This is a genomic window from Chitinophagaceae bacterium (assembly GCA_016710165.1).
Lineage (GTDB): Bacteria > Bacteroidota > Bacteroidia > Chitinophagales > Chitinophagaceae > Ferruginibacter.
In genome coordinates this window covers 64,359-91,306 of record JADJLJ010000004.1, presented here as the reverse complement: position 1 = coordinate 91,306, position 26,948 = coordinate 64,359, and the positions used below count along the sequence as shown (strand labels likewise).

Annotated in this window: 21 protein-coding genes; 7 read left to right on the top strand and 14 right to left on the bottom strand. The window is 46.9% G+C overall.

What is annotated here, in order from left to right; translation table 11 throughout:
* Positions 1-32 precede the first annotated feature (32 nt).
* From IPJ02_15090 to IPJ02_15080, 3 genes are all read right to left on the bottom strand, one after another.
* Positions 33-2,546, bottom strand: a complete 2,514-nt coding sequence (locus IPJ02_15090; protein ID MBK7376817.1) for a hypothetical protein — start codon at positions 2,544-2,546, stop codon at positions 33-35.
* A 134-nt stretch (positions 2,547-2,680) separates the two neighbouring features.
* Positions 2,681-3,094: a hypothetical protein gene (locus IPJ02_15085; GenBank protein ID MBK7376816.1), complete on the bottom strand. Its 414-nt coding sequence runs from the start codon at positions 3,092-3,094 to the stop codon at positions 2,681-2,683.
* Between the two features lie 20 nt (positions 3,095-3,114).
* The gene (locus IPJ02_15080) at positions 3,115-4,542 is read right to left on the bottom strand and encodes a hypothetical protein (protein ID MBK7376815.1); all 1,428 of its coding nucleotides are present in this window, start codon (positions 4,540-4,542) and stop codon (positions 3,115-3,117) included.
* Positions 4,543-5,083: 541 nt separating this feature from the next.
* On the opposite strand from IPJ02_15080, the gene mqnC reads away from it, so the two are divergent.
* The 4 genes from mqnC (at position 5,084) to IPJ02_15060 (ending at position 11,642) form a co-directional block, all read left to right on the top strand.
* On the top strand, positions 5,084-6,208 hold the full coding sequence (mqnC, locus tag IPJ02_15075) for a dehypoxanthine futalosine cyclase (GenBank protein MBK7376814.1): 1,125 nt from the start codon (positions 5,084-5,086) through the stop codon (positions 6,206-6,208).
* A gap of 20 nt (positions 6,209-6,228) precedes the next feature.
* Positions 6,229-6,546, top strand: coding sequence for a DUF3817 domain-containing protein (locus tag IPJ02_15070; protein ID MBK7376813.1), 318 nt, complete (start codon positions 6,229-6,231; stop codon positions 6,544-6,546).
* Between the two features lie 386 nt (positions 6,547-6,932).
* Complete coding sequence (locus tag IPJ02_15065; protein ID MBK7376812.1) at positions 6,933-8,252, top strand: vanadium-dependent haloperoxidase; 1,320 nt, start codon at positions 6,933-6,935, stop codon at positions 8,250-8,252.
* A gap of 15 nt (positions 8,253-8,267) precedes the next feature.
* Entirely contained in the window at positions 8,268-11,642 is a 3,375-nt protein-coding gene (locus IPJ02_15060; GenBank protein ID MBK7376811.1) for a VCBS repeat-containing protein, read from the top strand.
* A gap of 141 nt (positions 11,643-11,783) precedes the next feature.
* On the opposite strand, the gene IPJ02_15055 is transcribed toward IPJ02_15060, so the two are convergent.
* Together IPJ02_15055 and IPJ02_15050 are read right to left on the bottom strand one after the other, a co-directional pair.
* The gene (locus IPJ02_15055; GenBank protein ID MBK7376810.1) at positions 11,784-12,473 is read right to left on the bottom strand and encodes a response regulator transcription factor; all 690 of its coding nucleotides are present in this window, start codon (positions 12,471-12,473) and stop codon (positions 11,784-11,786) included.
* Between the two features lies 1 nt (position 12,474).
* Entirely contained in the window at positions 12,475-13,947 is a 1,473-nt protein-coding gene (locus IPJ02_15050) for a HAMP domain-containing histidine kinase (protein MBK7376809.1), read from the bottom strand.
* 146 nt (positions 13,948-14,093) lie between these two features.
* Here IPJ02_15050 and IPJ02_15045 point away from each other — a divergent pair, with 146 nt between their 5' ends.
* Positions 14,094-14,813: a GLPGLI family protein gene (locus IPJ02_15045; GenBank protein ID MBK7376808.1), complete on the top strand. Its 720-nt coding sequence runs from the start codon at positions 14,094-14,096 to the stop codon at positions 14,811-14,813.
* Positions 14,814-14,860: 47 nt separating this feature from the next.
* On the opposite strand, the gene IPJ02_15040 is transcribed toward IPJ02_15045, so the two are convergent.
* The 3 genes from IPJ02_15040 to IPJ02_15030 all read right to left on the bottom strand — a co-directional run bounded on the left by IPJ02_15040 (position 14,861) and on the right by IPJ02_15030 (position 18,802).
* Positions 14,861-15,268: a hypothetical protein gene (locus IPJ02_15040; protein MBK7376807.1), complete on the bottom strand. Its 408-nt coding sequence runs from the start codon at positions 15,266-15,268 to the stop codon at positions 14,861-14,863.
* Between the two features lie 113 nt (positions 15,269-15,381).
* Positions 15,382-15,831: a hypothetical protein gene (locus IPJ02_15035; protein MBK7376806.1), complete on the bottom strand. Its 450-nt coding sequence runs from the start codon at positions 15,829-15,831 to the stop codon at positions 15,382-15,384.
* Positions 15,832-16,009: 178 nt separating this feature from the next.
* Positions 16,010-18,802, bottom strand: a complete 2,793-nt coding sequence (locus tag IPJ02_15030; GenBank protein ID MBK7376805.1) for an outer membrane beta-barrel protein — start codon at positions 18,800-18,802, stop codon at positions 16,010-16,012.
* Between the two features lie 187 nt (positions 18,803-18,989).
* Here IPJ02_15030 and IPJ02_15025 point away from each other — a divergent pair, with 187 nt between their 5' ends.
* Together IPJ02_15025 and IPJ02_15020 are read left to right on the top strand one after the other, a co-directional pair.
* Positions 18,990-19,151: a hypothetical protein gene (locus IPJ02_15025; protein MBK7376804.1), complete on the top strand. Its 162-nt coding sequence runs from the start codon at positions 18,990-18,992 to the stop codon at positions 19,149-19,151.
* A 99-nt stretch (positions 19,152-19,250) separates the two neighbouring features.
* Positions 19,251-19,388, top strand: a complete 138-nt coding sequence (locus IPJ02_15020; protein MBK7376803.1) for a hypothetical protein — start codon at positions 19,251-19,253, stop codon at positions 19,386-19,388.
* Between the two features lie 64 nt (positions 19,389-19,452).
* On the opposite strand, the gene IPJ02_15015 is transcribed toward IPJ02_15020, so the two are convergent.
* The 6 genes from IPJ02_15015 to IPJ02_14990 all read right to left on the bottom strand — a co-directional run bounded on the left by IPJ02_15015 (position 19,453) and on the right by IPJ02_14990 (position 26,946).
* Positions 19,453-23,211: an SNF2 helicase associated domain-containing protein gene (locus tag IPJ02_15015; GenBank protein MBK7376802.1), complete on the bottom strand. Its 3,759-nt coding sequence runs from the start codon at positions 23,209-23,211 to the stop codon at positions 19,453-19,455.
* Between the two features lie 180 nt (positions 23,212-23,391).
* On the bottom strand, positions 23,392-24,123 hold the full coding sequence (locus tag IPJ02_15010; protein MBK7376801.1) for a 2-phosphosulfolactate phosphatase: 732 nt from the start codon (positions 24,121-24,123) through the stop codon (positions 23,392-23,394).
* Between the two features lie 10 nt (positions 24,124-24,133).
* Positions 24,134-24,607, bottom strand: coding sequence for an SRPBCC family protein (locus IPJ02_15005; protein ID MBK7376800.1), 474 nt, complete (start codon positions 24,605-24,607; stop codon positions 24,134-24,136).
* A 101-nt stretch (positions 24,608-24,708) separates the two neighbouring features.
* Positions 24,709-25,794, bottom strand: a complete 1,086-nt coding sequence (gcvT, locus tag IPJ02_15000; protein MBK7376799.1) for a glycine cleavage system aminomethyltransferase GcvT — start codon at positions 25,792-25,794, stop codon at positions 24,709-24,711.
* A 235-nt stretch (positions 25,795-26,029) separates the two neighbouring features.
* Complete coding sequence (locus IPJ02_14995) at positions 26,030-26,530, bottom strand: nuclear transport factor 2 family protein (protein ID MBK7376798.1); 501 nt, start codon at positions 26,528-26,530, stop codon at positions 26,030-26,032.
* Between the two features lie 20 nt (positions 26,531-26,550).
* Entirely contained in the window at positions 26,551-26,946 is a 396-nt protein-coding gene (locus IPJ02_14990) for a hypothetical protein (GenBank protein ID MBK7376797.1), read from the bottom strand.
* Between the last annotated feature and the right edge of the window lie 2 nt (positions 26,947-26,948).

The window sequence follows — 26,948 nt, the reverse complement described above, 5'->3', positions numbered from 1 at the left end:
ATTGGTTTATGATGTTTTTTCTCATTCAGTTTTTACTGCTGATATTTATAATCAAACAGCTTGACGATCTTCCTGTTCTCATCACGGATCAGTTTAAGCCTGTTCAGGGCATCGTATTCATAATAACTTACCTGGTTGCGGGCATCACACTGACTTGTCATGCCTAGCAGCGGGGTATAGGTAAATGTCACCATCTGCGCTGCTGCAGGGTAAACCCTCACTTCGTCAATTTTATTGGCTACTGTAATGGTGGTTGACCCTGTGTAGGCGGCTTCGTTGTAGACCCACTTGCTTCCATCCCAACTCCAGTAACTCAGGATATAGTTTTTGCTGTTAGGCAGACTGAAACTCACCGTATAATTGCTTGTACGGCTCTTGCCTCCTGTTTTTGCATCGCTGTCTGCAGTGCCATCAGTTTCTTCAAAACTGGTATAGAAGATTTCATTGGATGCAGCATTGCTGGCAACAGCAATGGGCAGCTGCTTATTATGTCCCCACAAGTAACTTTTATGTACACCGCTGTCTTTGGCTATCTCCAGTACATTGCCTAAGGAATCATATCCAATGTAATTGATGTGCACAGGCAGGCTATTGATTAATTCCTTATACTGCGTTTTTTGTAAGGCAACTATTGAACTATCCGAAAGCCAGTTGTAATAGGTATTTGTTACCGTTGAAAGCAGGCTGCTGTTCTTATATTTTTTCTCCTCCAATACCGGAGCCACAATATTGCGGGCTGTCAATACTGAGGCGCTGCCATCCAATGGGTAACTCATCCTGGTTTCAAGCGTATCCCCGTCCGGGGTATATACCTTTTGTTTGGTGGGGTATGTGTGCAGGGAATTTGAATGTTCAGTTACCGTTTTAACAATAAACGAATCATTATTGTTATCATAAGTGACTTCTATTGTACTGTCGGAATACACCACGAATTTGTTGATAGCATACTTGGTTGCATCAAAACGTAGAAATTCATAAGAGGCTGGCGGAGTGTTGGTATACAAGGGCATGAAATTATTATCCTGTATCACATAATTGTAATAATCATCAAAATGGTGCATGAACAGGTAATTGGTGGTGCTCTTTTGCAGCTTATAACTGCTCGTAGCGGTGTCATACCGGTATACCCTGGTAAGATCTTCGCCGATCACTATATCATTCACTACCTGCATGGGTGCAGACAATACCGGGTTATTCAACAGGTCGTATGGCAACAGGTTACCACCATTAAAAAACTGGTAATGATGTTCGGTATACCCATTATTAACAGTTCCCACCGTGCTTTCTTTCACATTTCTATGATATGCATGTTGGCTGCCCAATGCTGTAATCGGGTTAATAAGATTAGAACTCACACTGGCCGACCAGTAAGAAGGGCCTATGGTGACCGATACGGGAAAACAACCTAAACATTGTCCCCCGTTGCATATATATCCACTTGTATAAACAAGGTCCTGTTTGCTGCACCTTGCCAGTGTACTCAGCATAAACGTTGATGAATTGCCGCTGGTATCGGTATAAGAAAAAGACCTTTCCATTGCCTTGCTGCCAAATGAATATGATTGGATAGATGCAACAGAAGATCCGCCAGCCAACACATGTGTGGTGCTGTTATAATACTTGTTGGCGTAGTAAATAATGGTATCGTAACCACCGGTAGGATAAATGATCTTATTCAATAAACCCTTCTTTGCATAATTGGTATCTATTGAGCGGTCGCCAAAAGTTACTGACGTTGCTCCTGTTCCATTGTTAAAATGAGAATAATTCTGATCTGTAGAGGGCAAAACAGGTATCAGCGAAGGGTTACTTCCATGGCCATTGCTGTAGCCATATATATCCTGCCCGAAAGTGAGCCGGTTTGCCACACTGCCCCGGCTGTTGTATTCAAACTTATAGCTGAGAGAATTGGCCGAACTGGTAATATCATCCATAAGCAGGCTGTCGAGATACATCCGTTTGTTTGAGTTTGTATACGTTGATGTACCTGTTCCATTGGAGTAGGAAGCATACAAAGTTGCCTGCCTGATGGGTGTGCCGTTCCGGCTAATGATTTTAATTTGAGACAACCGCTTTCCCGAATCCAGGTCCTGCCGCATAGAGGCATCATAAATAAAGGAAGCTGTATCATTGGCTGAAGTAATGATCTTAGAAAGGAATTTGCTCGTCACTAACTGGCGGGTTACACATGTGTAAAAAGTTTCTGATCCTACGGATTGTGCAGCTCCTGTAGGACATGTATTCCATTCATCGCCTCCACCATACATGTGATATTCTGTTGAGATACATTTTGAGACAAACTGGTTGATCGATTGCTCAAAAAGGATGTTCTGGGTGAGGTAGGTGAAGTTCATATAAGAGCGCTTGTTCGGCGCTGTGATACGGGTAAGGTACCAGCTGGTTATATTATTGCTGTATTCATAACTTTTAGGGCAGCTGGTGCCTAGCGGGTTCCTGCTCTTGCTGGTTTCTGTCTCATCAAATTTCAAAACGGTTCCATCTTCGGTTGTGATCTCAAACCCGTTTAAAAAGTTATTGCTGATCACCTTTATCTTCAGGTTATAATTTGATAGTGGGATGATTGTAGTACGGTTTCAATCCAGGATAAACTAGCCCGAATAGTTCAGGAATGAAAAACTGAATATATCCGATTCGGCATCCGGGGTATTTTTTAAAAAATTCAGCAGGTTCGCATCCAGGAATTGAAGTTGGGATTGCTTAAATTGGTAGGATAACTGCTGCCGCTTCTGCTTTCATCGGGTTTATGAAAGATTGTTCTTGATACCACCCCTCCCGGACTACAGTTCCACCCTGTTCCTATCATGGAGGAATATTCATCCACTTTTATCCCTGTTGAATTGTACCCGATGGTGATCGGCAGCTTAATCCCATTTACGGCAAGTGTTCCGATGGGAATACTGATATTCGGTGACCCGGTAGCATTGCTTACCGAAAGATTATCTGCTTTAAGTATTGAACTAACTTCCGGGGTGGGTTGAACAAAATCCGGAAGTTTCATGGCGCCGGGCAGGTTCTGTCCGATTACCGGACAGCTTAGTAGCCATAATGCTGAAATACTAAATACTCTTCTCATTGTATAAAAAAATTAATAGATCATCTGAAACTATAACCTACCCTGAAAAGAAAGGGCTGGCTTACCGGTATATGCTGCCGGTACAGCATATCATGGAGCAACTGCACACTGGTTCCCTTAAAGAACTTTGTTTTAATATTCATTTTTCTGGTTATGCCTATAAGCCCCGATTGCTGCCATGCATCCAGGCTTCGCAACTGAGAAAGTTTTTTAAACTGAGCGTTGTAGTTCATTTCAAAGCCCCCGCTTACAAAAAACTGTTTCTTCAGTTTCCAGTCAATGAAACTTCTGAGTCCGATTCCCTGGTGACTGATGCTTAACCTCCGGATACTGCCATAGCCCATCTTGTAACTGGCTCCGATACCCACAATTGATTTATCATTTAATTTATACCCCACACTCAAAGCTATATCTGCGGTGCTGGGCACCAGGCTGTTGTTTCTTCCAAACTGGAAATTGCTTCCGAAATCGAGGCGCTGCAAAAAAGTTTTAGACCGCTGGCTATTGGGTTTGAAGCTTGGGATATTGGCATCACTACTGCTGCCACCACCCGCCTTTAGTACCTGGCTTTTTAGTTGATTTAATTCCGCCTGGGCTCTTTGCATATTTTGGCTGAATGTCTGGCTTGCATTGGGGCCTCCAGAGGCTAGTCTATCCTGTATCAGGGCATTGATGCTCTCCCGGGTTTGCAGGCCGGCCAAATCCTGCGGACTATATCCTCCGTTTCCCGAAGGCAGGCGGAACAAGGAGGCAAGCATACTGTTCTGTTGTGCAAACTTTTTAAATGCAGGTATTTTATTGAGGATTTTAAGGGCAAGGTCTTCCGCTTTTTTTCGGTCGCTGAAGAGTTCTTTATAGTTACGAAGGGTTTCAATATAGTAATACGCCTCTTTATCAATCTTAGTCAGATACTTATTTTTACCGAGATACTTCACCGCTTCATCCATCAGTTGCCTTCTCCTTTCTTTAATGAACTTCTCTACTGATTCGGTAGTAGACAGATCTTTTTCCAGTTCATCCAGCTTTTGCCTTGCTGCATTAATCGGCTGGATATATTTTTTATCCAGATTATCTTTTTGTTGCTCCAGGTACTTTATACTGGTAGTTAATTTATCCCGGTATTCATTATACTTTGTCCGGTATCCTTCCACAACTGCTTTACCTTCTTTCAGTTTTTGCAGTGCACTACTGAAGGTTAGTTGATTGTTGCCAAATAATTTTTGTGCCGTTTCCGGACTCACCTGCTCCAGAAGTGATTTGATCTTATTCTCCCAGCGGGCAAGTTTGACCAGAGTCTTTTCTGTTTTGCCGGTAATGCGGCTACTGTATTTATCTATTTTGTTCTCAACTCTGGAAAGGTATTTGGCAGGTATTTTTTGAAGCGCCTCAATCGTGCTGTCCAGCTTCTGCGCTTTTGCCTGGCAGACCACTCCGGCAAAGAGTAGCATGATAAGAAGCTGTTTAAAGTTCATCGCAGTGAGGGAATTAAGATTGAATAATTACATAATAATGAAATAAAGGTATTTTGGTTCTTCGGTTCTATCTATACGGGTAATACCTGTTATGTAACCGTATTACTACGCATACGGGAATATTATTCCGCTGCAACGAGGAGACAAAGCCAGGCTGCGAAATGAAAGAATGATCAATATTAATGCACAATGCTCAATATTCAATATTCAATGAACGGGATTCCGTTGAATACCTGCCTGCCGGTAAGCAGGTTGAACATTGAATGTTGAGTATTGAATATTTTTTGGGGCATTTGCGGTTCCTTCGGCTTCGCCCTGGATAATAATCCGTGTAAATCTGTGATCCCATCTGTGCAATCTGTGGTTAAAAAACCTGTTGGCCGAAGGCCATACAATTAAGTGATCTGTTCCGGTCGGTGAAGACACCGGCCAGGGAAGTGAAGACAGCAGCCGGGGAGAACGATGGCCATGCAGGAATTTGGATGTACTTTTGCCATTAACTACACAACCGGGAAATATGAACATGAATGACCTGTACCAGAAAGCGCTTGCTTTTGAATTTCTTACGGAAGAGGAAGGTATTTTTCTTTTTGAACATGCTGCCCTGGCAGAACTGATGTTTGTGGCAGATGAATTACGGAAAAAACAGGTGCCCCACGGAAAAGTGACCTGGCAGATAGACCGGAATGTGAATACCACCAACGTATGCATTGCCAACTGCAAATTTTGTAATTTCTACCGCATCCCCGGGCATGCCGATGCATACATCACCGGTATGGAAACATACAAGACCAAGATCGAAGAGACCATCCGGTACGGCGGCGACCAACTTTTGCTGCAGGGCGGCCATCATCCCGAACTGGGGCTGGATTTTTATGTGAACCTTTTTAAAGAGATAAAATCGCTTTACCCGGATATCAAACTGCATACCCTTGGCCCGCCGGAAGTGGCCCATATTACCAAACTGGAGAAGAGCACCCACCGGGAAGTACTGATGGCATTGAAAGCTGCCGGCATGGACAGCCTGCCGGGCGCCGGGGCAGAAATTCTGACCGACCGGGTAAGGCGGCTGATCAGCAAGGGGAAATGCGGGGCACAGGAATGGCTCGACATCATGCATGAAGCGCATAAGCTCAACATCACAACATCGGCCACCATGATGTTCGGCCACGTGGAAACCATCCGGGAACGCTTTGAACACCTGGTAAAACTCCGGGAAGTACAGAGCCGCAAACCGGCAAATGCAAAAGGATTTTTAGCCTTTATCCCATGGACATTCCAGGATGTGGATACCCTGCTGGCAAAAATAAGAGGCGTACACAACCTCACGTCTGCCGAAGAATACATCCGTATGATCGCCATCAGCCGCATCATGCTGCCCAACATCACCAACATACAGGCAAGCTGGCTTACGGTTGGCAAGCAGGTGGCACAGATCTGTTTACACGGTGGCGCCAATGATTTTGGCAGCATCATGATCGAAGAGAATGTGGTAAGCGCTGCCGGCGCCCCACACCGCTTTACCAGCAGGTCCATCCAGTTGGCCATTAAAGAAGCCGGTTTTGAACCGCAACTGCGCAACCAGCAGTACGAATGGAGGGAGATACCTGCATCCATCGTTGAACAGGTTGTCAATTATTAAAACACCTCCATAAATAAATAATGAAAGAACAGGACTCAAAAAAATTATTGTATCGCTTCCGGATGATCGGCATTGCCGAAGGCATTTCATTCCTGGCACTGCTGCTGATCGCCATGCCTTTGAAATATTTTTATAATACTCCCGAAGCCGTAAAGATCTTCGGCTGGATGCACGGCGTTCTGTTTGTTGCCTTCCTGTGGTTTGCCTTTGAAGTGATGGGAAACCTGAAAAAGGGTTTTGGCTGGTTTGTCAAAGCCTTTGCCGCAGCGGTCATCCCTTTGGGTACCTTTATTTTTGACAGGCAACTGAGAAAAGAAGAAGCGGCCCTGCAGGCATGATCTTACCTGCCGTATTATTTTTTTTATATTTCTGTTCAGCTCCTTGAACGCCGTGGCGTGGTCTATGACCAGCCACGAAGAAAGTACAGCGCTTGCGCCTTTTTCCCGGGTACCAGTTTGCCACAAAGACATAAAGGCACGAAGGACTGAAGCAGAAAAATGCGCAGCATTTTCCTTAGTGTCTTCGTGTCTTTGTGGTTAAATTCTTTTTTTCCGGCTGGTCGAAGACCACGCCGTGGCATCCGTAAGAGCAGGACGTTGTGTATTCGCAATACGCAACGACCCTGGCGGAGACGTTGCTGAGAATTCAGGGGCAGTTTAATTATTATCGGGTACAGACAGGAAAAAAAATTAAATTTGAGAATATTACCACCAACACGTTCCATATGTACAAGCTGTTCTTATTCAGAAGAATTTCCTTTCTCATTCTTTTGCTTGCTGCTGTTGCCAGCACGGATGTAAAAGCGCAAAGCAAAGAACAAACCCTCCATGACCTGAATACGATGCTGGTGAACACGGTGATGACCGACCTGTTCACGCCCATTGTTGCCAGCCGGGTTTATGTATACCCAACCATTGCTTTTTATGAGTGCATACGCTATGATGACCCGGCCCTGGTGACCCTGGCCGGGAAACTGAATGGCCTGAACAAAGTTCCGGTTCCCCCGGCAGGTAAAAAGATCGACCCTTTCATAGCTGCCTGCATCTCTTTCTCACATGTGGCGCAAACCCTGGTTGGTTCTGAATACAAATTCAGCGACTGGCGCAAAGCATTTGCCGATTCGCTTTTCTTACACAGCGATTCCGTTGTTGCCCAGCAGTCCATTGCATTTGGCCGCAGCGTGGCAGACAGCATCATTGCATGGACAAAAAAAGACAATTACCTGAAGTCGAGAGGAATGACCCGTTTTACATATTCCAGTGCGCCGGGCGCCTGGCAACCTACTCCACTCGACTATGCGCAGGCGCTGGAGCCCTATTGGAATACCATCCGGCCAATGACATTAAGGTCTGCAACACAGTTCGCACCAAAAGAAAAACTGCTGTACAGCAAATCAAAAGATTCCAAATTTTACAAAACAGTACTGGAAACTTATGAAATTGGAAAAAATCTCGACACCACGCAAAAAGAGATCGCCCTTTACTGGGATGATAATCCCAATGTATCCGTCAACATCGGCCACCTCAATTATTTCATTCATAAGGTCTCTCCGGGCGGGCACTGGATCCTGATCGGTCAGCAGGCCTGTAAACAAAAGAATATCCCGGTCACCAAAGCGGCACAGGTGTATGCCCTCACATCCATCGCCATCTTTGATGCATTCATCAGTTGCTGGGATGAAAAATACCGGGGCAACCTGATCCGGCCCATCACCATCATCAACCGGCTGATCGATAAGAACTGGACCCCGTATATTCAAACACCGCCCTTCCCTGAATTCACCAGCGGTCACTCGGTGGTATCTGATGCAGCAGCGGTTGTGCTGACCGCCTTGCTGGGAGAAAATTATGAATTCACCGATGAGATAGAGATACAGTTTGGCAACAAGGCACGTCATTTCAAATCGTTCCTGGATGCAGCCTATGAATCTACGTGGAGCCGGGTATATGGCGGCATACATTATCCCGAAACAGCCCGTATAAGTATTGTGCAGGGAAAAGAAGTTGGTAACCATGTGCTGAAAACATTATACCGCAGGCCTTAACCAAATAAACAGAATATGTCATCATCGCACAGGCGGTTTGCCCTTTTGTGGCTCCTCGTTTCTTTATCAGGAACCGCAGAAGCACAACAGGCAACCGGCACAAAACTGTTTTCCCTTTTACCCGGAACGGCTACAGGCATAAATTTCCGGAACGACATTGTGGAGACATCCAATATGTTCATGTACATGTACGAGAACCTGTACACGGGTGGCGGCGTGGCCATTGGCGACATAAACCTCGACGGGCTGCCCGATATTTATTTTTCTTCCACCCTTGGCAGCAACAAACTATACCAGAACCTGGGCAATCTTCAGTTCAGGGATATCACCGAAACGGCCGGGGTAAATGGCGGCGCCGGCATCAAGACCGGGGTAAGCATGGTTGATATCAACAACGACGGGCTGCTTGACATCTTTGTAAACAAGTCGGGTTTCAAAGACCCGGCACTCCGGAAAAAAATACTGTACATCAATAACGGCAACGGAACTTTTACCGACCAGGCAGCCGCCTACGGACTGGATGACGCAAGCTTCACCATACAATCCTATTTTTTTGATTACGATAATGACGGGGATAAGGATGTTTTTTTTGTAGACCACCCGAATGATTTCAGTAAATCCATGACCATCCCTGTTACCATGGTGAACGGCAAGATGGTTTACTCGGAAGATACCGTGACCGTATATACCAGTGACCGGTTGTTTGAGAACCGCGGCGGTAAATTTGTGGACGTCACCAAAAAGGCCGGTCTCATCGATCATGCATTTGGCCTCAGCGCATCCATTGCCGACATCAATGACGATGGCTGGCCGGATCTCTATGTGGCCAATGATTTCAATAAGCCCGATTTCCTGTACATCAATAACCGCAACGGTACCTTTACCAACCGGCTTACCGATTACATCAAACACACCAGCTTTTCAGCCATGGGTTCCGATATCAGCGATATCAATAACGACGGGCATGAAGATATATATGTAGTGGACATGGCAGTGGAGAACCCGGTCCGGCAAAAACAACTCTTTGCGGTAAACCAGAACTACGATAAGTTTCACCTGATGGTAAAGTACGGGCTGTATTACCAGTACCCACGCAACAGCCTGCAGCTGAACAATGCCGACGGCAGTTTCAGTGAAATAGCCAACTATTCCGGCGTGGCAGAAACCGAATGGAGCTGGGCGCCATTGATCACCGATCTTGACAACGACGGGAGAAAAGACATTTATGTTACAAACGGGATCAAGCGTGACATCACCGACTGGGACTACAAGGTCTTCATACTGGATTCGGTGATGCGTACCATGAACAACGGACGTGCGGTTGACCTGAACGCCTGGCTGCAAAGCATTCCCGTGGTACCTACCAAAAATTATATTTACCGGAACAACGGTACGCTAAAATTCGACAACTACACCGACACCTGGTGTGATGCACCTCCCTCTTTTTCAAGCGGCGCAGCCTATGCCGACCTGGATAACGACGGCGACCTGGACCTGGTGGTAAATAATGTTGACGGGCCGGCATTTGTTTTTAAAAACAATACCCGGGAGACGGCTGCTGCTTCTTCCCATTTCTTACGCTTCCGGTTTTACAAGGCACCGGGCGCATTTGACGAAGTGTTTGGGGTAACCGTAAAACTTACCGACCAGAAAGGACAGTTGCAACTGCAGCATTATCATCCGCAACGTGGTTTTTTATCAAGCATGGAGCATGTGCTTCATTTTGGCACAGGCGCTGAAACGGTCATTCCAAAAGTGGAGGTCATATTCCCGGGCCAGAAGGGCATTGTACTTACCAATGTAAATACCGACCAGGAACTGATGCTGTTTGAATCGAATGCATCCCCGGGTACCGGCGCCCCTGCAAAAAAGAAAAACATTTCCTTTAAAGACATCAGCAAAGAATCCAGGTTCCGGTTCACTCAAAATGAAAATGATTTCATTGATTTTAAACGGGAGCCGCTGATCCCTTACAAGTGCAGCCGCAAAGGACCTTACTTTGCCAGGGCAGATGTGAATGGCGATGGGCTGGAAGACATTTTCATTGGCGGCGCCGCAGGTTTTGAAGGGAAACTGATGATGCAGAATGCAGGCGGTTCATTCATTGAAAAAAAGCAGGCTGCTTTTGCTGCTGATAAGAATTTTGAGGACATGAGCGCCCTGTTCTTTGATGCAGACGGTGATGGCGATATGGATCTTTACGTGGTAAGCGGCGGTGCAGAATTCCCGGCCGGCAGCAATCTGTACCAGGACCGGTTGCTTTTGAACGATGGGAAAGGGAATTTCACCCGTTCTGTAAAAGCATTACCAAAAGAAGGGTTCAACGGATCCTGTGTGACCGCCCTGGATTTTGACGGCGATGGCGACCAGGACCTGTTTGTTGGCGGGCATGTGTTACCCGGCGTTTTTCCAAAACCCGACCGGTGCATGTTGCTGCAGAACAACAAAGGGGTCTTTACCGATGTCACCCAGGCGTATGCAAAAGAATTACTCAATCCCGGTATCGTGAACCAGGCTGCCTGGGCCGATGTGAATGGCGATGGGAAAAAAGAATTGACCATCAGTGGCGAATGGATGCCGGTTGAAATATTCAGTTACCAGGACGGGCAGTTTAAAAAAACGCAAAACACCGTGCATATCATGGCCCCCTCCGGAAAAGATTCTGTGATCAGCATGGATGCTTTCAGCGGATGGTGGTATAACATGAAGGCAGAAGATATGGACAACGACGGCGACCTGGACCTTATCATGGGCAACCGGGGATTGAACTCTACCATCAAGGGAAATGTGAACCAACCCTGCACCATTTATGCAAAGGACTTTGACAATAATGGAAGCTATGATGCGGTGCTGGGTTATTATATACAGGGAAAATGTTACCCCCTCTTCAGCCGCGACCAGTTGATGGACCAGATGCCGGCCATGCGGAAAAAATTTATCCGCTACCGGGATTACTCCGGTAAAACGCTGGATGATATCTTTACCGAACAGGAAAAAAGAGGCATGGATGTATACAAGACCAATCTTTTCGAATCGGGGGTATTGATCAATGAGGGAAATGCCTCCTTCCGTTTTATCCCGTTCCCGGAGATGGCACAACTGTCCACGGTGAACGACATCGTTATTGATGATGTGGACATGGATGGCATTAAAGACATCCTGGTATGCGGTAATTCAAACGATGCGGCGGTAATGGTTGGCAATATTGATGGCCCTGGCGCCCTCCTGCTGAAAGGGAACGGTGGTGGTAGTTTTAGCAGTGTATCGCCTGCAGAAGACGGTTTGACCGTACGTGGCGAAGTGCGTAAAATAATTTACCTGAAAGAGAAGAAAAGCATGCTTGTGTTCCTGAAGAACGATAATGCAGCACAGGTATTTATAAAGGAATGAGGCAGTGTCTTATTTTGAATGATTGTCATCCTGAGGAACGAAGGATCTCCTGATCAGGATCGTTTGCTTATCCTGAGATGCTTCGTTCCTCAGCATGACAGGTCACAAAATATTCAAAACAGGACCCTACCAATAATGATCTTAATCGGTCACAAACCGGTAGCCGATCCCCTTAATGGTGATTATTTCAAGCGCTGCGTCATTCTTTAAATAGCTCCGGAGCTTGGTGATGTACACATCCAGGTTGCGGGAGTTGAAGAAATTATCATTGCCCCAGAGCAGGTTCAGTATGTCGCGGCGGTCAATGATCTTGTCCCGGTTCTCGTAAAGCACTTTCAGTAATTCCGTTTCCCGGAATGAAAGTTTCCGTTCGTCCCCGTTATTCTTCAGCACCTGGTGGTTCGGATAAAAACTGTACTTGCCTATCTTCACCACATCTTTTTTATCATCCGGTTTTTTCTCCCCGCTCCTGAACCGGAGCGCATTTTCAATACGAACGATCAGTTCTTCCATGCTGAAGGGTTTTCGGATATAATCATTGCCGCCGGTCTTAAACCCTTTCACCAGGTCTTCTGTCTGCGCTTTTGCCGTAAGGAATATGATGGGCACCTGGGCATCCATGCCCCGTATCTCTTCGGCAATGGCAAACCCGTCTTTGTTGGGCAGCATCACATCCAGTACACAGATATCCGGCCGGTGCTGCTTGAACAAGGGGAAGGCCTTGTCGCCGTCCGCTTCCATCAGCACTTCATAGGCCCTGCTCTCCAGGCTTTCCTTCACGATCTTGGCCAGGAATAATTCGTCTTCTACATACAGTATTTTAACAGCCATCTTATTTGGGTAATTTAATGATGAATGTCGTTCCTTTCCCTTCTTCGCTTTCCACACGCACCTGGCCTTTATGTTCTGCAATGATATGCGCCACATAGCTCAGGCCGAGGCCATATCCCTTTATATTGTGTTTATCGCCGTGCGGCACCCGGAAAAATTTATCAAATATCTTTTCCCGGTATGCGGCCGGTATGCCGATGCCATTGTCCTTTATCATCAGCAGCAGTTCCTTTTCGGTGGCCTCCAGGCTTATTTCAATTTCGGGTCTTCCCTTGCTGTACTTCAACGCATTGTCGAGCAGGTTATAGACCACGCTGCTTATGTGCATCCGGTCGGCCATCAGTGAAAAATCCACGCCCCGGGAATTCACGTTCACTGCAGCGCCGGATTTTTCAAACTGCAGCTGCATGGAATCCGTCACTTCCTTTACCAGTTGCTGCAGGTCGAACCATTCATATTTTAATTCCAGTTGCTGCTTTTCAAACATGGACAGGCGAAGCACTTTGTCAACCAGCATCGAAAGCCGGTTCAGCTCCAGCCCGGCAATGCCCAGGTATTCTTTGGTCCGTTCGGGATTCTGAAGGGCATCAAAATTCTTCATCGCTTCAATGGCAACGCTTACGGTGGCAATGGGGGTCTTCAGTTCGTGGGTTATGTTGCCAATGAATTCATTCTTGATATCGGTGAGTCTTTTTTGTGCAAGCAGGCTCCGGTAGATAAAAACAAAGGAGAGTATGGTAAAACTGATCAGCAAGGCCGACAACAGCAACTGCATGCCCATCTTCTTCAACACATACATCCCGGGGTCGGCAAATTCGGCCCGGTAAAAAACGGGTTGCATCAATCCCACCGGGACCCGCTTGGTTGAAAAAGTACCGCGGGGTTCATCCATTTTGATGGTGAACCTTTTCACCCCCGAATCTGTACCCAGCAAAACCGGGTTCGTCTTTATGATAGTGAAGTTCACATTGATCCCTTCCTTCAGAAGCAGGGCCCTGTACATGGAGTCCACCGTTCTTACCGGGATGGAATCGGAAAGGTTCCTGGTCCGGATCAGTGTTTCCGCCAGGATGGGCGGAGGAAGGTCCTTGTCCTTTGACGTTACATAAATGATGGTATCCTTATCCCTCTTTGCAGCTTGTTTCTCTTCGGTTGTCACAACCTTTTCCGAATGGGTGTCCATCGATATCACCAGCCGCTGCTTCAGGCTGTCGCTGCCCTTTATCTTTTCCACACTGCTGATGAAGTCGGCCATGAACAGGTTATCATCGAGCCCGCCCCGCAGCGCCAGGGTGTCGCCGGAAAAACGCTGCACCTGCAGGCGGTACATGGCATCCCGGAAAATAACGTCGGTGGTCTTTTTAAAGCCGGCGGTCTCTTCCAGGTACAGCTTCCGCATCCAGTATGCCTGGAAAGCAATGATCAGCAGAATGGTTGCTGTCATCAGTACCCGTGCCATGCGTAATTTATTCATCAGGCAACAAAACTACTTTTAAAATAAATACGGTCACCCCTTCATTAACCTTAATTAACCTTAATGCAAGGCTGGTTAACCTGCTTTGGACGGCTGATAAAATAGCTTTGCCCGGTAAATCTCATCATTAAACAAAATCATGTGTCATGAAAAGAACATTATCATTTATTGCTGCTGTTGTATGCCTGCAGGCAGCAACCGCCCAGGTAAAGGAGGGCAGGATCACTTTCGAACAAACGGTGGATATGTACCGCCGTATTCCCGAAGAGAACCAGCAGCTGCGGTCGATGATCCCGCAGTTCCGCACGGCAAAATTTGAACTGCTTTTTGCCGACAACCAAAGCCTGTTCAAATCGGTGGAAGAAGAACCCGATATGACCGAGCAAAACAGCGGCAGCGGGGTGGTGATACGCATGGGCGGCAGCGGCGAGAATGAATACTACCGGAATTTCAATACACAAAAGGCGGTGGAAATAAGGGAGCTGATGGACGACCTTTATTTAGTGGAAGATTCCATACGCAGCCTTGCCTGGAAACTGGAAGAAGGGGAAACAAAGACCATCCTTGGGTATGCCTGTAAAAAAGCAACGGGTAAAACGACCCGGGGCAGTGATATAGTTGCCTGGTACAGCGAAGAGATCCCCGTGGCTTCCGGACCGGAACAGTTCAACGGACTGCCCGGCATGATACTGGGACTTGATGCCAACAAGGGCGAGATCGTTTTTACAGCAAAAGTTTTAGATAAGAAGGCCGACAGGAAAAATTTAAAGGTCCCTTCAAAAGGAAAGAAGATATCCAGCAGCGATTTTTTAGCAAAGCAAAAAGCATTGCAGGGCAATGGCCCGGTGCGGATCGTAACGAATTAAGGATATCCAGGAAAACAAACGGCCCGGTGCGGATGCACCGGGCCTTATCATTTCAGCAGTAGCTTGCTGAATTTTTTTATTTCTTCAACCTCTGCCGGAGAGATATTCTCATTGTTATCATACTTTGACCGCAGGAACACTATTCTTTTATGCTGCGGGTATTTGGCAAGAATGGCTGAAAGCATTTTACCAAGGGCTTCATCCCTTGCCGGCAGGTCTGCTTTTATACTGGCGGCTGCCCTTTCTCTTGTTGGTTTCTTCTTAATGATCGCTTCCAGCGTTGCCATCTTGCTTTGTGAAATGCTGTTGGCCTTCACCGCCTTGCTGTGCAGCCCCTCCAGTTGTTTTTTACTCAGGCCACCCCGGTTGCAGTATTGCTGGTACAGGCTGTTCACAAATTCAGATCCCGGGTGGGCCTTGACCATTTCCTTCAGTATGTCTAACAGGATATCCATATTGATCGTTTGTGAAAATAGCCAATCTTTATTTCATTTGCCGGGTCTTCTATAAAAACAGGAGCCACCATATGGTGGCTCCTGGCTGTTTGTTCTTGTGTTCCGTAATATTTTTAATGCTTTCCTTTACCGCGTCCTTTTCCCTTGTTCTTATAGTGGCCGTAGTGATTGCCGTTGTCGTGCTTATTAACAAGGATCACCTGCTGATCATACCTGTTCCTGTACCCGGCATACCGTACCCGGTGGTTTTTAAAATACCTGTATGCATGGGGTGTTCTCATAACCACTTTATACCCTGTATATATGTTGTAATGTGAATACATGGGCGGCAAGGAAGCTGCGAAGACCCACCTGCCCCCTGATAAATAAACAAACTGGCGGCGGGGTACATAATAATACGCTTCAATATCGGGCATGTAATAATATTCTGCGTAAGCATAGCCGGCCGGGCCCCATTCCGGCTGGTCGCCGATATTTACCTGAACACTCACCTGCGCCGTGGATTTGTTTGCAACGAACAGGGCTGCAGAAACAAGCAGCATACTTAACAATATCTTTTTCATGATGCCAATATTTTGGTCCGCTTATACTTTTCAAACATGGTGCCAGTAAAAACGGATTGCCGGGTTTTTTGTTAAAGAAGTTGAAAAGTCCTTTGCTTTGCTGATCAACCATTAGCCTGTTAAAAATAAAAAACACCCCGCTTTCGCAGGATGGTCTTTCATGCGTTCAACAGGGGCGTTAGAATGTTCTTATCACAGCCCTTGGCCCGCCGTTGCCCGCTTTTTGCAGACTGTAAGTAAACCCAAGTGTAAAAAAGCGCTGCAGTGTTTTGTACTGTACATCTTCCACGTAGTTGGCATTGCCGTTACGGTCTACGCCGGTATTCTGGTTCAGCAGGTCAAAGGCGCTGAGCCTGATCTCTCCCTTCTTGCTCTTCAATACCTGCTTGCTCACCGAAGCATTCCATAAGGCAACCCTGGTATTGTATCCGTTGCTGCGGCCGGTGTAAGCGCTGTAGCTGAATTCATTGCTGATGGTAAATCCTGCAGGCAGGTTAACCGTAGCTTCCAGTTCATATACCTGGCGCCAGTAATTATTATTGAGCGATGGCTGCAGGGAGTACCGGGCATTGTTGTAGCTTACCCTTGCTCCTGCACTTATGTCCAGCAGTTCTTTATAACTGTAGCTGGCATTCACCCTTGGCATCACCGATAGAACACTGGTCTTATTCTTGTCATCATTGATAAAATTGACCGAGCGGTTGTAATTGGCATTCAAACCGAGTTCCAGCCGGGTATTCAGTTTTTTAATGCGGAAGCCCCGGTCGATGTTCGCATTTATATTATATACACCGTTCGTATTCACCGGCATGCTGGTGCGGGCGCCGGATGCATTGATCCTGTCGCTGTTCACAATGGCATTCTGTGTAGCGGTATAATTCAGGAATACAAACAGGTTCTTCTGCCGGGCCGGGCTGGCATTGAAGAACTGCAGGCTGGCATTATGTGCATAGGATTGTTTTAAAGACGGGTTACCGGAGATGATGTTGAGCGGATCGCTGATATCCTGCACCGGCTGCAACTGTTTGGCTGTTGGCTGCGATGCAGAGGTGGAATAATCGAGCCGCAGCGATTTCGTTTTGGTGAAATTGTAATTAAAGTTTGCAACCGGCAGCAGGTTCGTAAAATTCTGCTTAATGCGGAATGCACTGTCTTTTAAATGACTGTTGAGCTGTGCATGCTGCAGGTTGGCGCCAACGCTGTAACCATATTTCTTTTGCTGGGTACGCATGCTGATGCCGCCTCCCATATAATCATAGGTGTTCTCAAAGGCATTGCTTAAAATGGTATTCATCTTATCATGTGTGCCGCTGGTCCTGTTGTAGTCGTATGTCTTACGGTCAAGGTCGCCGGTGCTGGTATTATAAAATCCCCTGAACTCAAGCAGTGAACGTTTGCCCAGTGGCTCCGTATAACTGGCATTTACACCATAACTCTGCGTAATACTGTTCAGCCTGGTCACCTGGTCAAGCGTATCCCGCTGGCTGATCGTTCCGTTGCTGAAGAAATTGTTGATGGCATTTTGGGTGCCTTTTGCCCGGCTGTCGTTATACTGCATACTGCCGGTAGCAGAAAAGGTTCTTCCCTTCTTTTTGAATTTATGCCTGTACAGCAATTCCTGGTTGGTTACATATCCTTCGGTGGTGTTGCTGGTATTGGAAAACCCATTGTTCAGCATCTTGTCATTGGGTACAAAGGATTCGTAGTCGTTCTTTTTTGCATTGCTGCCCTTTTGATAACCAAACACCGAACTGAGTTTGATGGAGTTGAATGAATCGATCTTATGATCCACGCTGAAGTTGAACCGGTTGCTGTTCGTCTTGTTTTCCGTGCTGCTGTTCTGCAGGTAGTTGAATTCATTCCCGGGCAGGATATTCTGCCGGCTGGTGTTCCGGGTATTATCCAGGGTAAGGTTGTTGTAAAAATAACTGGCGTTCACCTCCGTCTTCTTTTTCCAGGTGTCATTATAGTTCAACCCGCCGGCAATGGTTTGGGTAATGCCCTGGTTATTGTTGATGCCGGCAACCGGTAAACCAAATTCATCATCATTGCCATTATTGATCACGATCCTTCCCCCGCCGCCGCTCATCATCCTTCTCGACTGTCCGCTGAAATTGAGCATGTCCATGATGGAAAACCCCTGGCGGTTGGTATTGTTGGCCATACCGATGGCAGAGAGTTGCTGGTCGCCGTTGAATTTATTGATATTGAACTGGCCATCGTAGCGGTCTTTTGTTCCGGCAGCAACGGTTGCCTTGCCAAAAGCGGCATTCTTCTTATCTTTTTTCAGTTTCAGGTTGAGGGTGGGTGTCTTGTTTCCGTCATCAATGCCGGTGAATTCCGACTGGTCGGATTGCTTATCGAATACCTGCACCTTATCAATGGCATCGGCAGACAGGTTCCTCGTGGCCATCTTGGGGTCGCCATTGAAGAAATCCCTGCCATTCACCAGCACCCGGCTGATGCGTTTGCCATTTACCCGGATGCTTCCGTCTTTATCCACTTCCACACCCGGCATTTTTTTCAGCATATCCTCCACCACGGCATTGGGTTTTGTTTTGAATGCTTCGGCATTGAATTCCAGCGTATCACCGTTCACCACCACGGGGGGGCGCTGGGCTTTTACGGTCACTTCTTCCATAATGGACCTGTCTTTCATCACAACCGGGCCCAGGTCAACATCGCCGTTCACTTCAAAATTCTTCCACTGCGGGTGAAAATTCACCTGCGATGCCGAGAGGCGGTACTTACCTGGTTTCAGGTGATCAAAGCGGAAGCGGCCGGCAGAATCTGTGCGGGTGAAACCCACCAGCGAAGAATCTTTGGCGTTCACCAGCGAAACCGTGGCGTCGCCTACCTGTTGTTTCTGCAGGCTGTCGGTCAATTGACCCTTCAGGGCAAACCCGCCCTTTTGGGCATTGGCTGCAATGGATAAGAAAAAGAGGCTGATCAGGAGCGTAAAATATTTCATGGCTATACTTTTATTTGAACACAAAAGTATAGGCCGGCCCTCTCAAAGCCGGTTAACCAATATTGGTATAAGGTTAATTAAGGTTAATGATTTTTAAGGCTGCCCGGGCATCTTTTTTTAAAAGACCGGCCTCATTGTACAATAATATCTTATACGTATCGTTACAGGGGTGTAAATCTATTTTTCTATGAATAAAACCAAATATCAAACCCAGTCATCCACCCTTTTGGTGCAGGTCATCCGGAATTTTATAGGCAAGATCAGGCAGAACCCGGACATATACCCGATACGGTATTACAAGAAGAGCCGCAAATTCAGGCGTGACCTTAACGGATCGGCTGTGAAATAAGCAAAAGAGTACGGAAATTACCGGCGTTAAAAATCAGCAAATTTGCGCTTGACAACCCCGGCATAAAGTTTGTACTTTTAATATTCAAAATCCAAATGTATGAAAAGCTATACCCCCCATCATCATGGTATTACATTTAACGCTGTGCTGAAGTATTTCGGCGAGGCCTTCCGGAGCCTGTTTGTATCAAATAATAACCGGGATTTTAAGCGCCTGAAAGATTTTATCGCCTCGTAACAACTGACGGTCATTAAAAACATTGATCCTGTCCTGGCAAATTTGCCGTGGCAGGATTTTGAACTTAACTGAACAAATACTCCACGTCCTGTTTGGACAGCGCTTTTACAAAGCTGGCATCATCGGCGATCAATTCACTGGCTAATTTCTTCTTCCGCTCCTGCAACTGCAGTATCTTATCTTCGATCGTATCAATACAGATCATCCGGTAGGCAAAAATATTCTTTGTCTGGCCGATACGGTGCGTACGGTCAATGGCCTGTTGTTCTACGGCCGGGTTCCACCAGGGATCCACAATGTATACATAATCCGCTGCGGTAAGGTTCAATCCCACGCCACCTGCTTTTAACGAGATCAGGAATACCCGGCACTCGTCGTTGTTCTGAAAATTCTGAATGGCTTTTTCCCGGTCAACTGCCGACGTGCTTCCGTCGAAATATTCAAACTTGATGTCGTCCTCTACCAGTTTCTTTTTGATCAATGCCAGCATGCCCAGGAACTGGGAGAAGATAAGCGCCTTGTGGTCGCCGATATTCTCTTCGATCTCCCTGGCCAGCTCATCCAGTTTGATGGAATGATTGGGGTGTTTCTCTTCTTCATTCAGTATGGCCGGACTGTCGCAGATCTGCCGCAGTTTCATCAGCCCCTGCAAAATGGTGAGTTGTGATTTACCGATGCCCTGGTCATCAATGCTGCCCAGGATCTTTTCACGGTACGTGTTCCGGTAAACCTCATATATCTTCCGCTGCTCGTCTTCCATTTCACAGAACAGGATCGTCTCCGTTTTTTCCGGGAGGTCTTTGGCCACCTGTTCCTTGGTGCGGCGTAAAATGAACGGGTATAATAATTTACGTAAGTGCTCTTTTTGATCCTGCTCGCCGAATTTATCGATCGGGGTGGCAAATTCATTGCGGAAGAATTCCATATTACCCAGCAGGCCGGGGTTCAGGAAATTCATCTGTGCAAAAATATCAAAGGTATTGTTCTGCAGGGGCGTTCCGCTCATACACAACCGGTTCTTTGCATTCAGCAAACAGGCGGCTTTGGTGACCTTTGATGCCGGATTCTTAATGGCCTGGCTTTCATCCAGTATCACATAATCATAGTGCACCTTCAGCAGCAGTTGTATATCGCTCCGCAAGGTGCCGTAGGTGGTGATGATGATATTCTGCTGCTGCAGTTCTTCAGTGCTGCGGCCCCGGGTACTGCCGTGATGAATATGCCAGCTTAAGGAAGGCGTGAATTTCTCCACTTCATTCTTCCAGTTGTAAATAAGGGTGGTGGGACAAACAACGATCGCTTTCAAAGAACCATTCACATCCTTGTAATGCTCCAGCATGCTCAATGCCTGGATGGTTTTACCCAAACCCATATCATCGGCCAGTATCCCTCCCCAACCCACATCGTTGAGGTAATTGAGCCACTGGTAGCCCGAGGTCTGGTACGGGCGCAGTATTTTAAGCAGGTGCTCCGGTGGCTGAACCTCCGGGATGTGCTTGAATTCCTTCAGGCGTTCGTATTTTTCATCCAGCTCAAAACTCAGCTCGCTTTCATCCCTGTTCTCATACAGTTCATCGATCACACTCATGTGATACTTGGATAAACGCAACTGGTTGCTGCGCCCGTCGCCCACTTTAAATAACAGTGAGTATCTTTTCAGCCATTCGTCGGGCAGTATGCCGAGCGTGCCGTCGCCCAGCTGCACAAATGACTGTTTGTTCACCAGCGCTTTCTTTATGTCATCAATGCCCACACGCTGGCTGCCGAACTCGATCTCCACTTTTGCATCAAACCAGTCCATGCCGCTGCTTACATGGATATGGGTGCTTGGCCTTGCCGTATTGAACCGGAAATTCTTCAATGCTTCAAATCCGTACACCGGCACCTTCATTTCCTTCATGGCATCCACAAACAAAAAGAACCAGTTGTTGCGGAGTACATCCACGCCTTTCAACACCAGGTTGTTCCCTCCTTCATGACGCACAAACTGCGAGTGCAGGCTTTCCAGTTTTGCCATGAACCGTTCCTCTGCTTCCCGGTTGCGTTCAATGATAAGGATCTTGTTGCCCTCGGGTATGATGATGTTGTCCTTATCGGATGCCCGGGTCTCAAATCCCTTATAGGAAAACAGGGGTTGAAATACCAGGAAGTCTCCCTTCTCCTGCAATTGCAGCCTTACTTCCGGTTCGCCGCTTTTTATTTCACTCACCAGGCTCTTGTCAAACTCCACGTGGTATTCTTTTGCCAGGGGCAGTATTATTTTCTGCATTTTCTCCGCCCAGTTCTCTTTGCTGAGCTGGATATTGCCTTCTTTCAGGAATTTCTCTGCCTGCATCACATCTTCCGGTTTCTGCCACAGGTATAAAACTTCCTCGTGAAGAAAAACAAGGCTGCTGCCGCATTCATTATCACTGAAGGGCAATGCATCATTTGCCCGTTTTACCCGGCAGGCGATCTCAAAATGGCTGTTCTTTGCAAACACTTTAAAGAACGGCGAAATGAACTGGCTGCTTAATTCCATATCCGCCAGGTTTGCCGTGGTGAATGCTTTTGCTTTGGGCAGGAAGAAGGCGAATTGACTGGCTGCCTGTTCTTCAAATATCTTTTTCAGTTTCGGCTGAAGGTATTCAGCGATCAGCGCCTTGGTCTCTTCGGGCAGGTCATCGCCATCGGTATGGATGATGTTTTCCCAGATGCCGCTGAAAGGAGAGTTCCGGTCGAGGTATTTATTTATTTCGCTGCTTTGCAGTTTACGCACCTGCTGCAGCAACTGTTTGTCTTCTTCGCTGAATGATTCGGTATCCACAAACTTACTCAGGTCGAGTTTTTCAACCTTGCCCACGTATTTTTTATCTTCTTCATCGGCTTCCCCCTGTATGGCATCCACGCTGAAGTACGGGTAGGTGGCTGTATTAAAGTTGAAAACAATGCCCAGCTTTTTTCCCGGCTTTTCCACTACCGCCACTTCTTCCTCTTTCGGGATCTCGGGAACAATGAATGCTTCGGCAGGACGGGACGAAGGCGCAGCAGCAGCGACTCTTTTAATGGCAGGGTCGAGCACTTTTAAAAATGGCTTGCCGTCTTTATAAGTAAATTCAAACTTGCCGGCAATATTGTCGCTGAGGCTGTAACCATAAATGGCAAGCAGTTTATTTTTTTCCTTATCCCAGTTCCGTATACTGTCGAAATAATTAGGGCCATAGGCATCCAGCAACTGTAAAAACAATAATGTCTTGTGTTCGCAGAGTGGATGCTCGGTCTCCCCGCATTTGCAGGAGGTATCAAAATTCCTTTCGTCATTCTTCTGGATGACCAGGGGAAAGGTTTCCCCCTCCACCACCAGTTCTGCCTCTATCCGTTCATCAGCGGCTTTCAGGATATTTGCCTTTGTGCTCCGCAGGATATTTTCTGCTTCGGCATAGATGCCCGGCGATGAAAGCAGCTTGATCATCTTCAGGTCAATGTGTTTCATCTTGGCCACGGTATGCCGCTGGTTGTAATGAATGGACGTGTTGCCCAGCATATTCTTGTCCACCATGTCCTGCAGCCGTATCAGTGCAGCCGCTTCATGGCGACAGATGTCTCCCAGGTTGTAAGGACAGGAACAGCGCACCGTCATGGATTTGGGGTCGGTGTACTTCTGAATGTATACTTTGTAAAACGTGTTGTAATTATCGTCCTTCACTCGGAACACCACCCCGCTCATGAGCTGGTCATGCTCTACCAGTTCTACAAAACCCATGCTGTGGATCTTCTTTCCACGCCGGATCACTTCATCGGAACCATTGTTGTAAACAAACTTGATAAGGTGCGGTAATGCCAATTTATTAATGGGTTTTTATGAATCGTTCCATTGGCCGTTGTGAAAAAGCCAATTTGCAAAAGTAAAGGAAAAAAGCTGAGGGTTTGGATTGTAAAAGGGAAAGATTTATAAAAAAGAATGTTAAGGAAAAAATTTTCGGCTTCTGTGAAAGAAGCTGTAATTTGAATGGTTTTTTGCGTTTTATCCTGCAACTAATTTTCCATCCCCATATACAACCGGGATGTTGGCGCCGTCTTCCGTGAGACAATAACGTATGTCTTTCTCCAGCCCGAAACCGGTGAGGCGTTTATAGTGGGATGCCTCTTTATTCTTCATGAATTTGTACAGGTCCGGTTTTGCTTCCTTGTAAATGGCCATGGCCATCTGCGATGAATCGCAGTTGATGGAAAAATTTTTCCCGATGCGGTTAATGACAGCCCCGGCAAACAATGTGTCTTCCAGGTTCACCCGGTTCTTCCAGGCGGCGCAGCCCAGTATCACATTCTGGTTTTGTGCCAGCAGGTGATCGCACACCGCAGAAAGATTGGGAAAGGACCCGGTAATAACTCCTTTCGCATTCCTGTCAAGCGCCATGTGCAGCAGCTTGGTTCCGTTGGTGGTGGTGAGCACCAGGGTCTTCCCTTCAATGAATTCGCGGGGATATTCAAACGGCGAATTGCCGTGTTCTAGGCCTTCGGCGATCTTGCCATCCCGTTCGCCGGCGGTGATGCTGTCGATCTGTTTGCCGATGCGGATGCATTCCGCCACGCTGTCGACCGGGATGATGCTTTTGGCCCCGTTGAACAATGCCGTAGCAATGGTGGAAGTTGCCCGCAGCACATCAATGATCACCACAATGCTTTTGTCAACATCATACAGGTTCAGAAGAGAAGGGGAGAAGCAGGTAAAGAGTTCTGGCTTGTTTGTTTGCATCGGCACAAATTTAGATCAATATTGCTTTCCACTTTTGTGTTTCGGCATATTCTTTGATCACGGCATTTCTTTTTAACAGGAATTTTTCGATGTAAGAGCGGAGAAAGAGGCTGTTCACTATTCTTCCAATGATGCCGTAAGGCGTTTCAAAATGAACCACGTCGATCATGATGGTCCCGTTATCCACGGACTTGAAATGGTGTTCATGATAAAAACTTTTAAAATCACCCGTTACCATTTCATCGGTGAAAAAAACAGGCCGTTCCATGGTGCTGATCTTAGCCGTAAAGCGACGGGTCCTGAAAAGATGCCTTGCTCTCCAGGTCACCGTTTCATCTTTATTGATCAACCCGCTGATCACACCGGCTACTGCTTTTTCATTGGTTTGTGCGGTAGAGATCTGGTGCAGGTTGATGCTGCGGCCCAGGTCGAAGACCCGTTCAATGGGGGCGCTGATGAATGTAGTGAGATGGATCTTTACCATTTCTTTCTGAGCTTGGTGTTTGAGGCAAGCACCTGAACCACATAGGCACATAGGAAACATAGCTATGTGTTCTATGATCCTATGTGGTTCAAAATTATTTATTACACAAAGGGCATCTTCACCACTACCGCTTTCAGCAAACTATTGCGAACGCTGATAAAAATCTCACTGCCGGGTGAAGCGTATTTGCTGGTAACATATCCCATGCCGATCGCCTTGCCCAGCGAGGGGGATTGCGTACCGGAGGTAACCCTTCCGATCACCCCTCCTTCAAAATCCTTTATCTCGTAATCGTGCCGGGCAATTCCTTTTTCCAGCATTTCAAAACCCACTAATTTTTTAGTGAGGCCTTCCGCTTTTTGCTTTTCAAAATATTTGTTGTTGGTGAATTCTTTTGTGAATTTGGTGATCCATCCAAGCCCGGCTTCCAGGGGCGATGTGGTATCGTCAATATCATTGCCGTATAAACAATAGCCCATTTCCAGCCGCAGGGTATCCCGGGCGCCGAGGCCAATGGGTTTTATGCCGGCTGCTTTGCCCGCTTCAAAGATTGCATTCCATACCTTATCAGCATTATCGCCTTTGTCTTCAAAGTAAATCTCGACTCCGCCTGCGCCGGTATACCCTGTTGCGCTTACCACTACATTCTCCACGCCGGCAAATGTTCCTTTGCAGAAGGTGTAATATTTCAGGTTCATGATATCCATTTCGGTAAGCGGCTGCAGGATCTTTGTGGCATTGGGGCCCTGGATGGCAAGCAGGCAGGTATTATCGGAGATATTGTGCATCTCCACTCCCTTGTCATTGAACTGCTGTATCCAGTTCCAGTCTTTTTCAATATTGCTGGCATTCACCACCAGCATGTATGCCTTGTTCTCTTCCAGGCAGTACACGATCAGGTCGTCAACAATGCCGCCGGTTGTATTGGGCAGGCAGCTGTATTGTGCCTTGCCATCCGTTAATTTGGATGCGTCGTTGCTGGTTGTTCGTTGGATCAGGTCCAGCGCATGCTCTCCCTTTAATATGAACTCGCCCATATGGCTTACATCAAACACACCGGCATTTTTGCGAACGGCTGCATGTTCATCATTGATGCCCGAATAACTGATGGGCATGTTGTAACCGGCAAACTCGGCCATCTTTGCGCCTAAATCAATATGTTTTTGTGTGAAAGGGGTGTTCTTCATTTAAAAGAGTTTAGAAGTGATCGTTAATGCCTGCAAAAGTAATTCAAAAACTTTTAAGGATTTTGTTTAACCGCAAAGAAAATGCACGCAAAGAACGCAAGGCCTTTGCGTGCTTTGCGGTTAAACATTAAAAAGTCCCGCCTATAAAGGCAGGACCTTGTTGGTTTCAACTTCAACTCAACTATTGAAACGATCTTTCCTTCGGCTACGCTCAGGATAATACTATGGAAATTATTTAGTTCAACCGCTTTGGTTCCTGGTGATTGTAGCTCAATACCCGTTTCAGTTTCCAGTTGCCATTCTCCAGAAGCCACAGGTGGGTGAAAACGGCAGTGGTTGACAGGTATTCCGGCTTATCTTTTTCGATGGCATAAAAATTATGCCTGCCTGTCTGTATGGCCCCGTATAAAACCCCGTCGCGGTTGAGCGGAAACACTTCCACGCTTTCTTCCACCAGTTCCCTTCTTGCCTTGTAGTTCAGTTTGCAAAGCCCGTTGCGGATGCTTGTTATAAAATCGGCCTTGGTGGGCGTAATGCCCGATTGATCGTGATAAAACTCAAAGTCATCGCTCACCAGCCTTTCAAGCTCGGCCGTATCGCAGGTATTGAAGCCGGCATTGAACAACAGGCTATCTTTTTGCCTGAGTATTTTGTACAGGTCCGTCGAACGGTCGATCTGCCCGAACACGATGGCTGCCGTCATGCTGAATAAACCGGATAAAAAATATCTTTTCATTGACTATCCCTGTTTGCCGGTTATTGATTATCATACCTGCCTGCCAATACCTCTTTGATCTCGTCGCACATTTCTATTACAGCTTCGTTGCCTTCTTCCGGGTTGCCGGTCCTGTCAACTTTTATCCGCAGCCTGCCGGGCCCTGACTTTATGTAAAAGCTTGTTCCGTCGTCCAGCGTTATTTCTTTATCGGTATATACCGTTACAAATGCGTGGGCCTGGTGTTTACGCAGGTGATCATTGATCACCCGCTGCACATCCCGGGTAAGGTCCTTGTCAAAGGAGGCCCGCAGGCGGTAAACATCTTCGTCGTCATTGATCCGCACGTGAACATCGTGGTGCCGGTGAAAGCAGGAGCTTAACCCAACTACCATCGCCAGGATAAGCGCAGCGTATAAGAGGTTTCTTTTTTGCATGG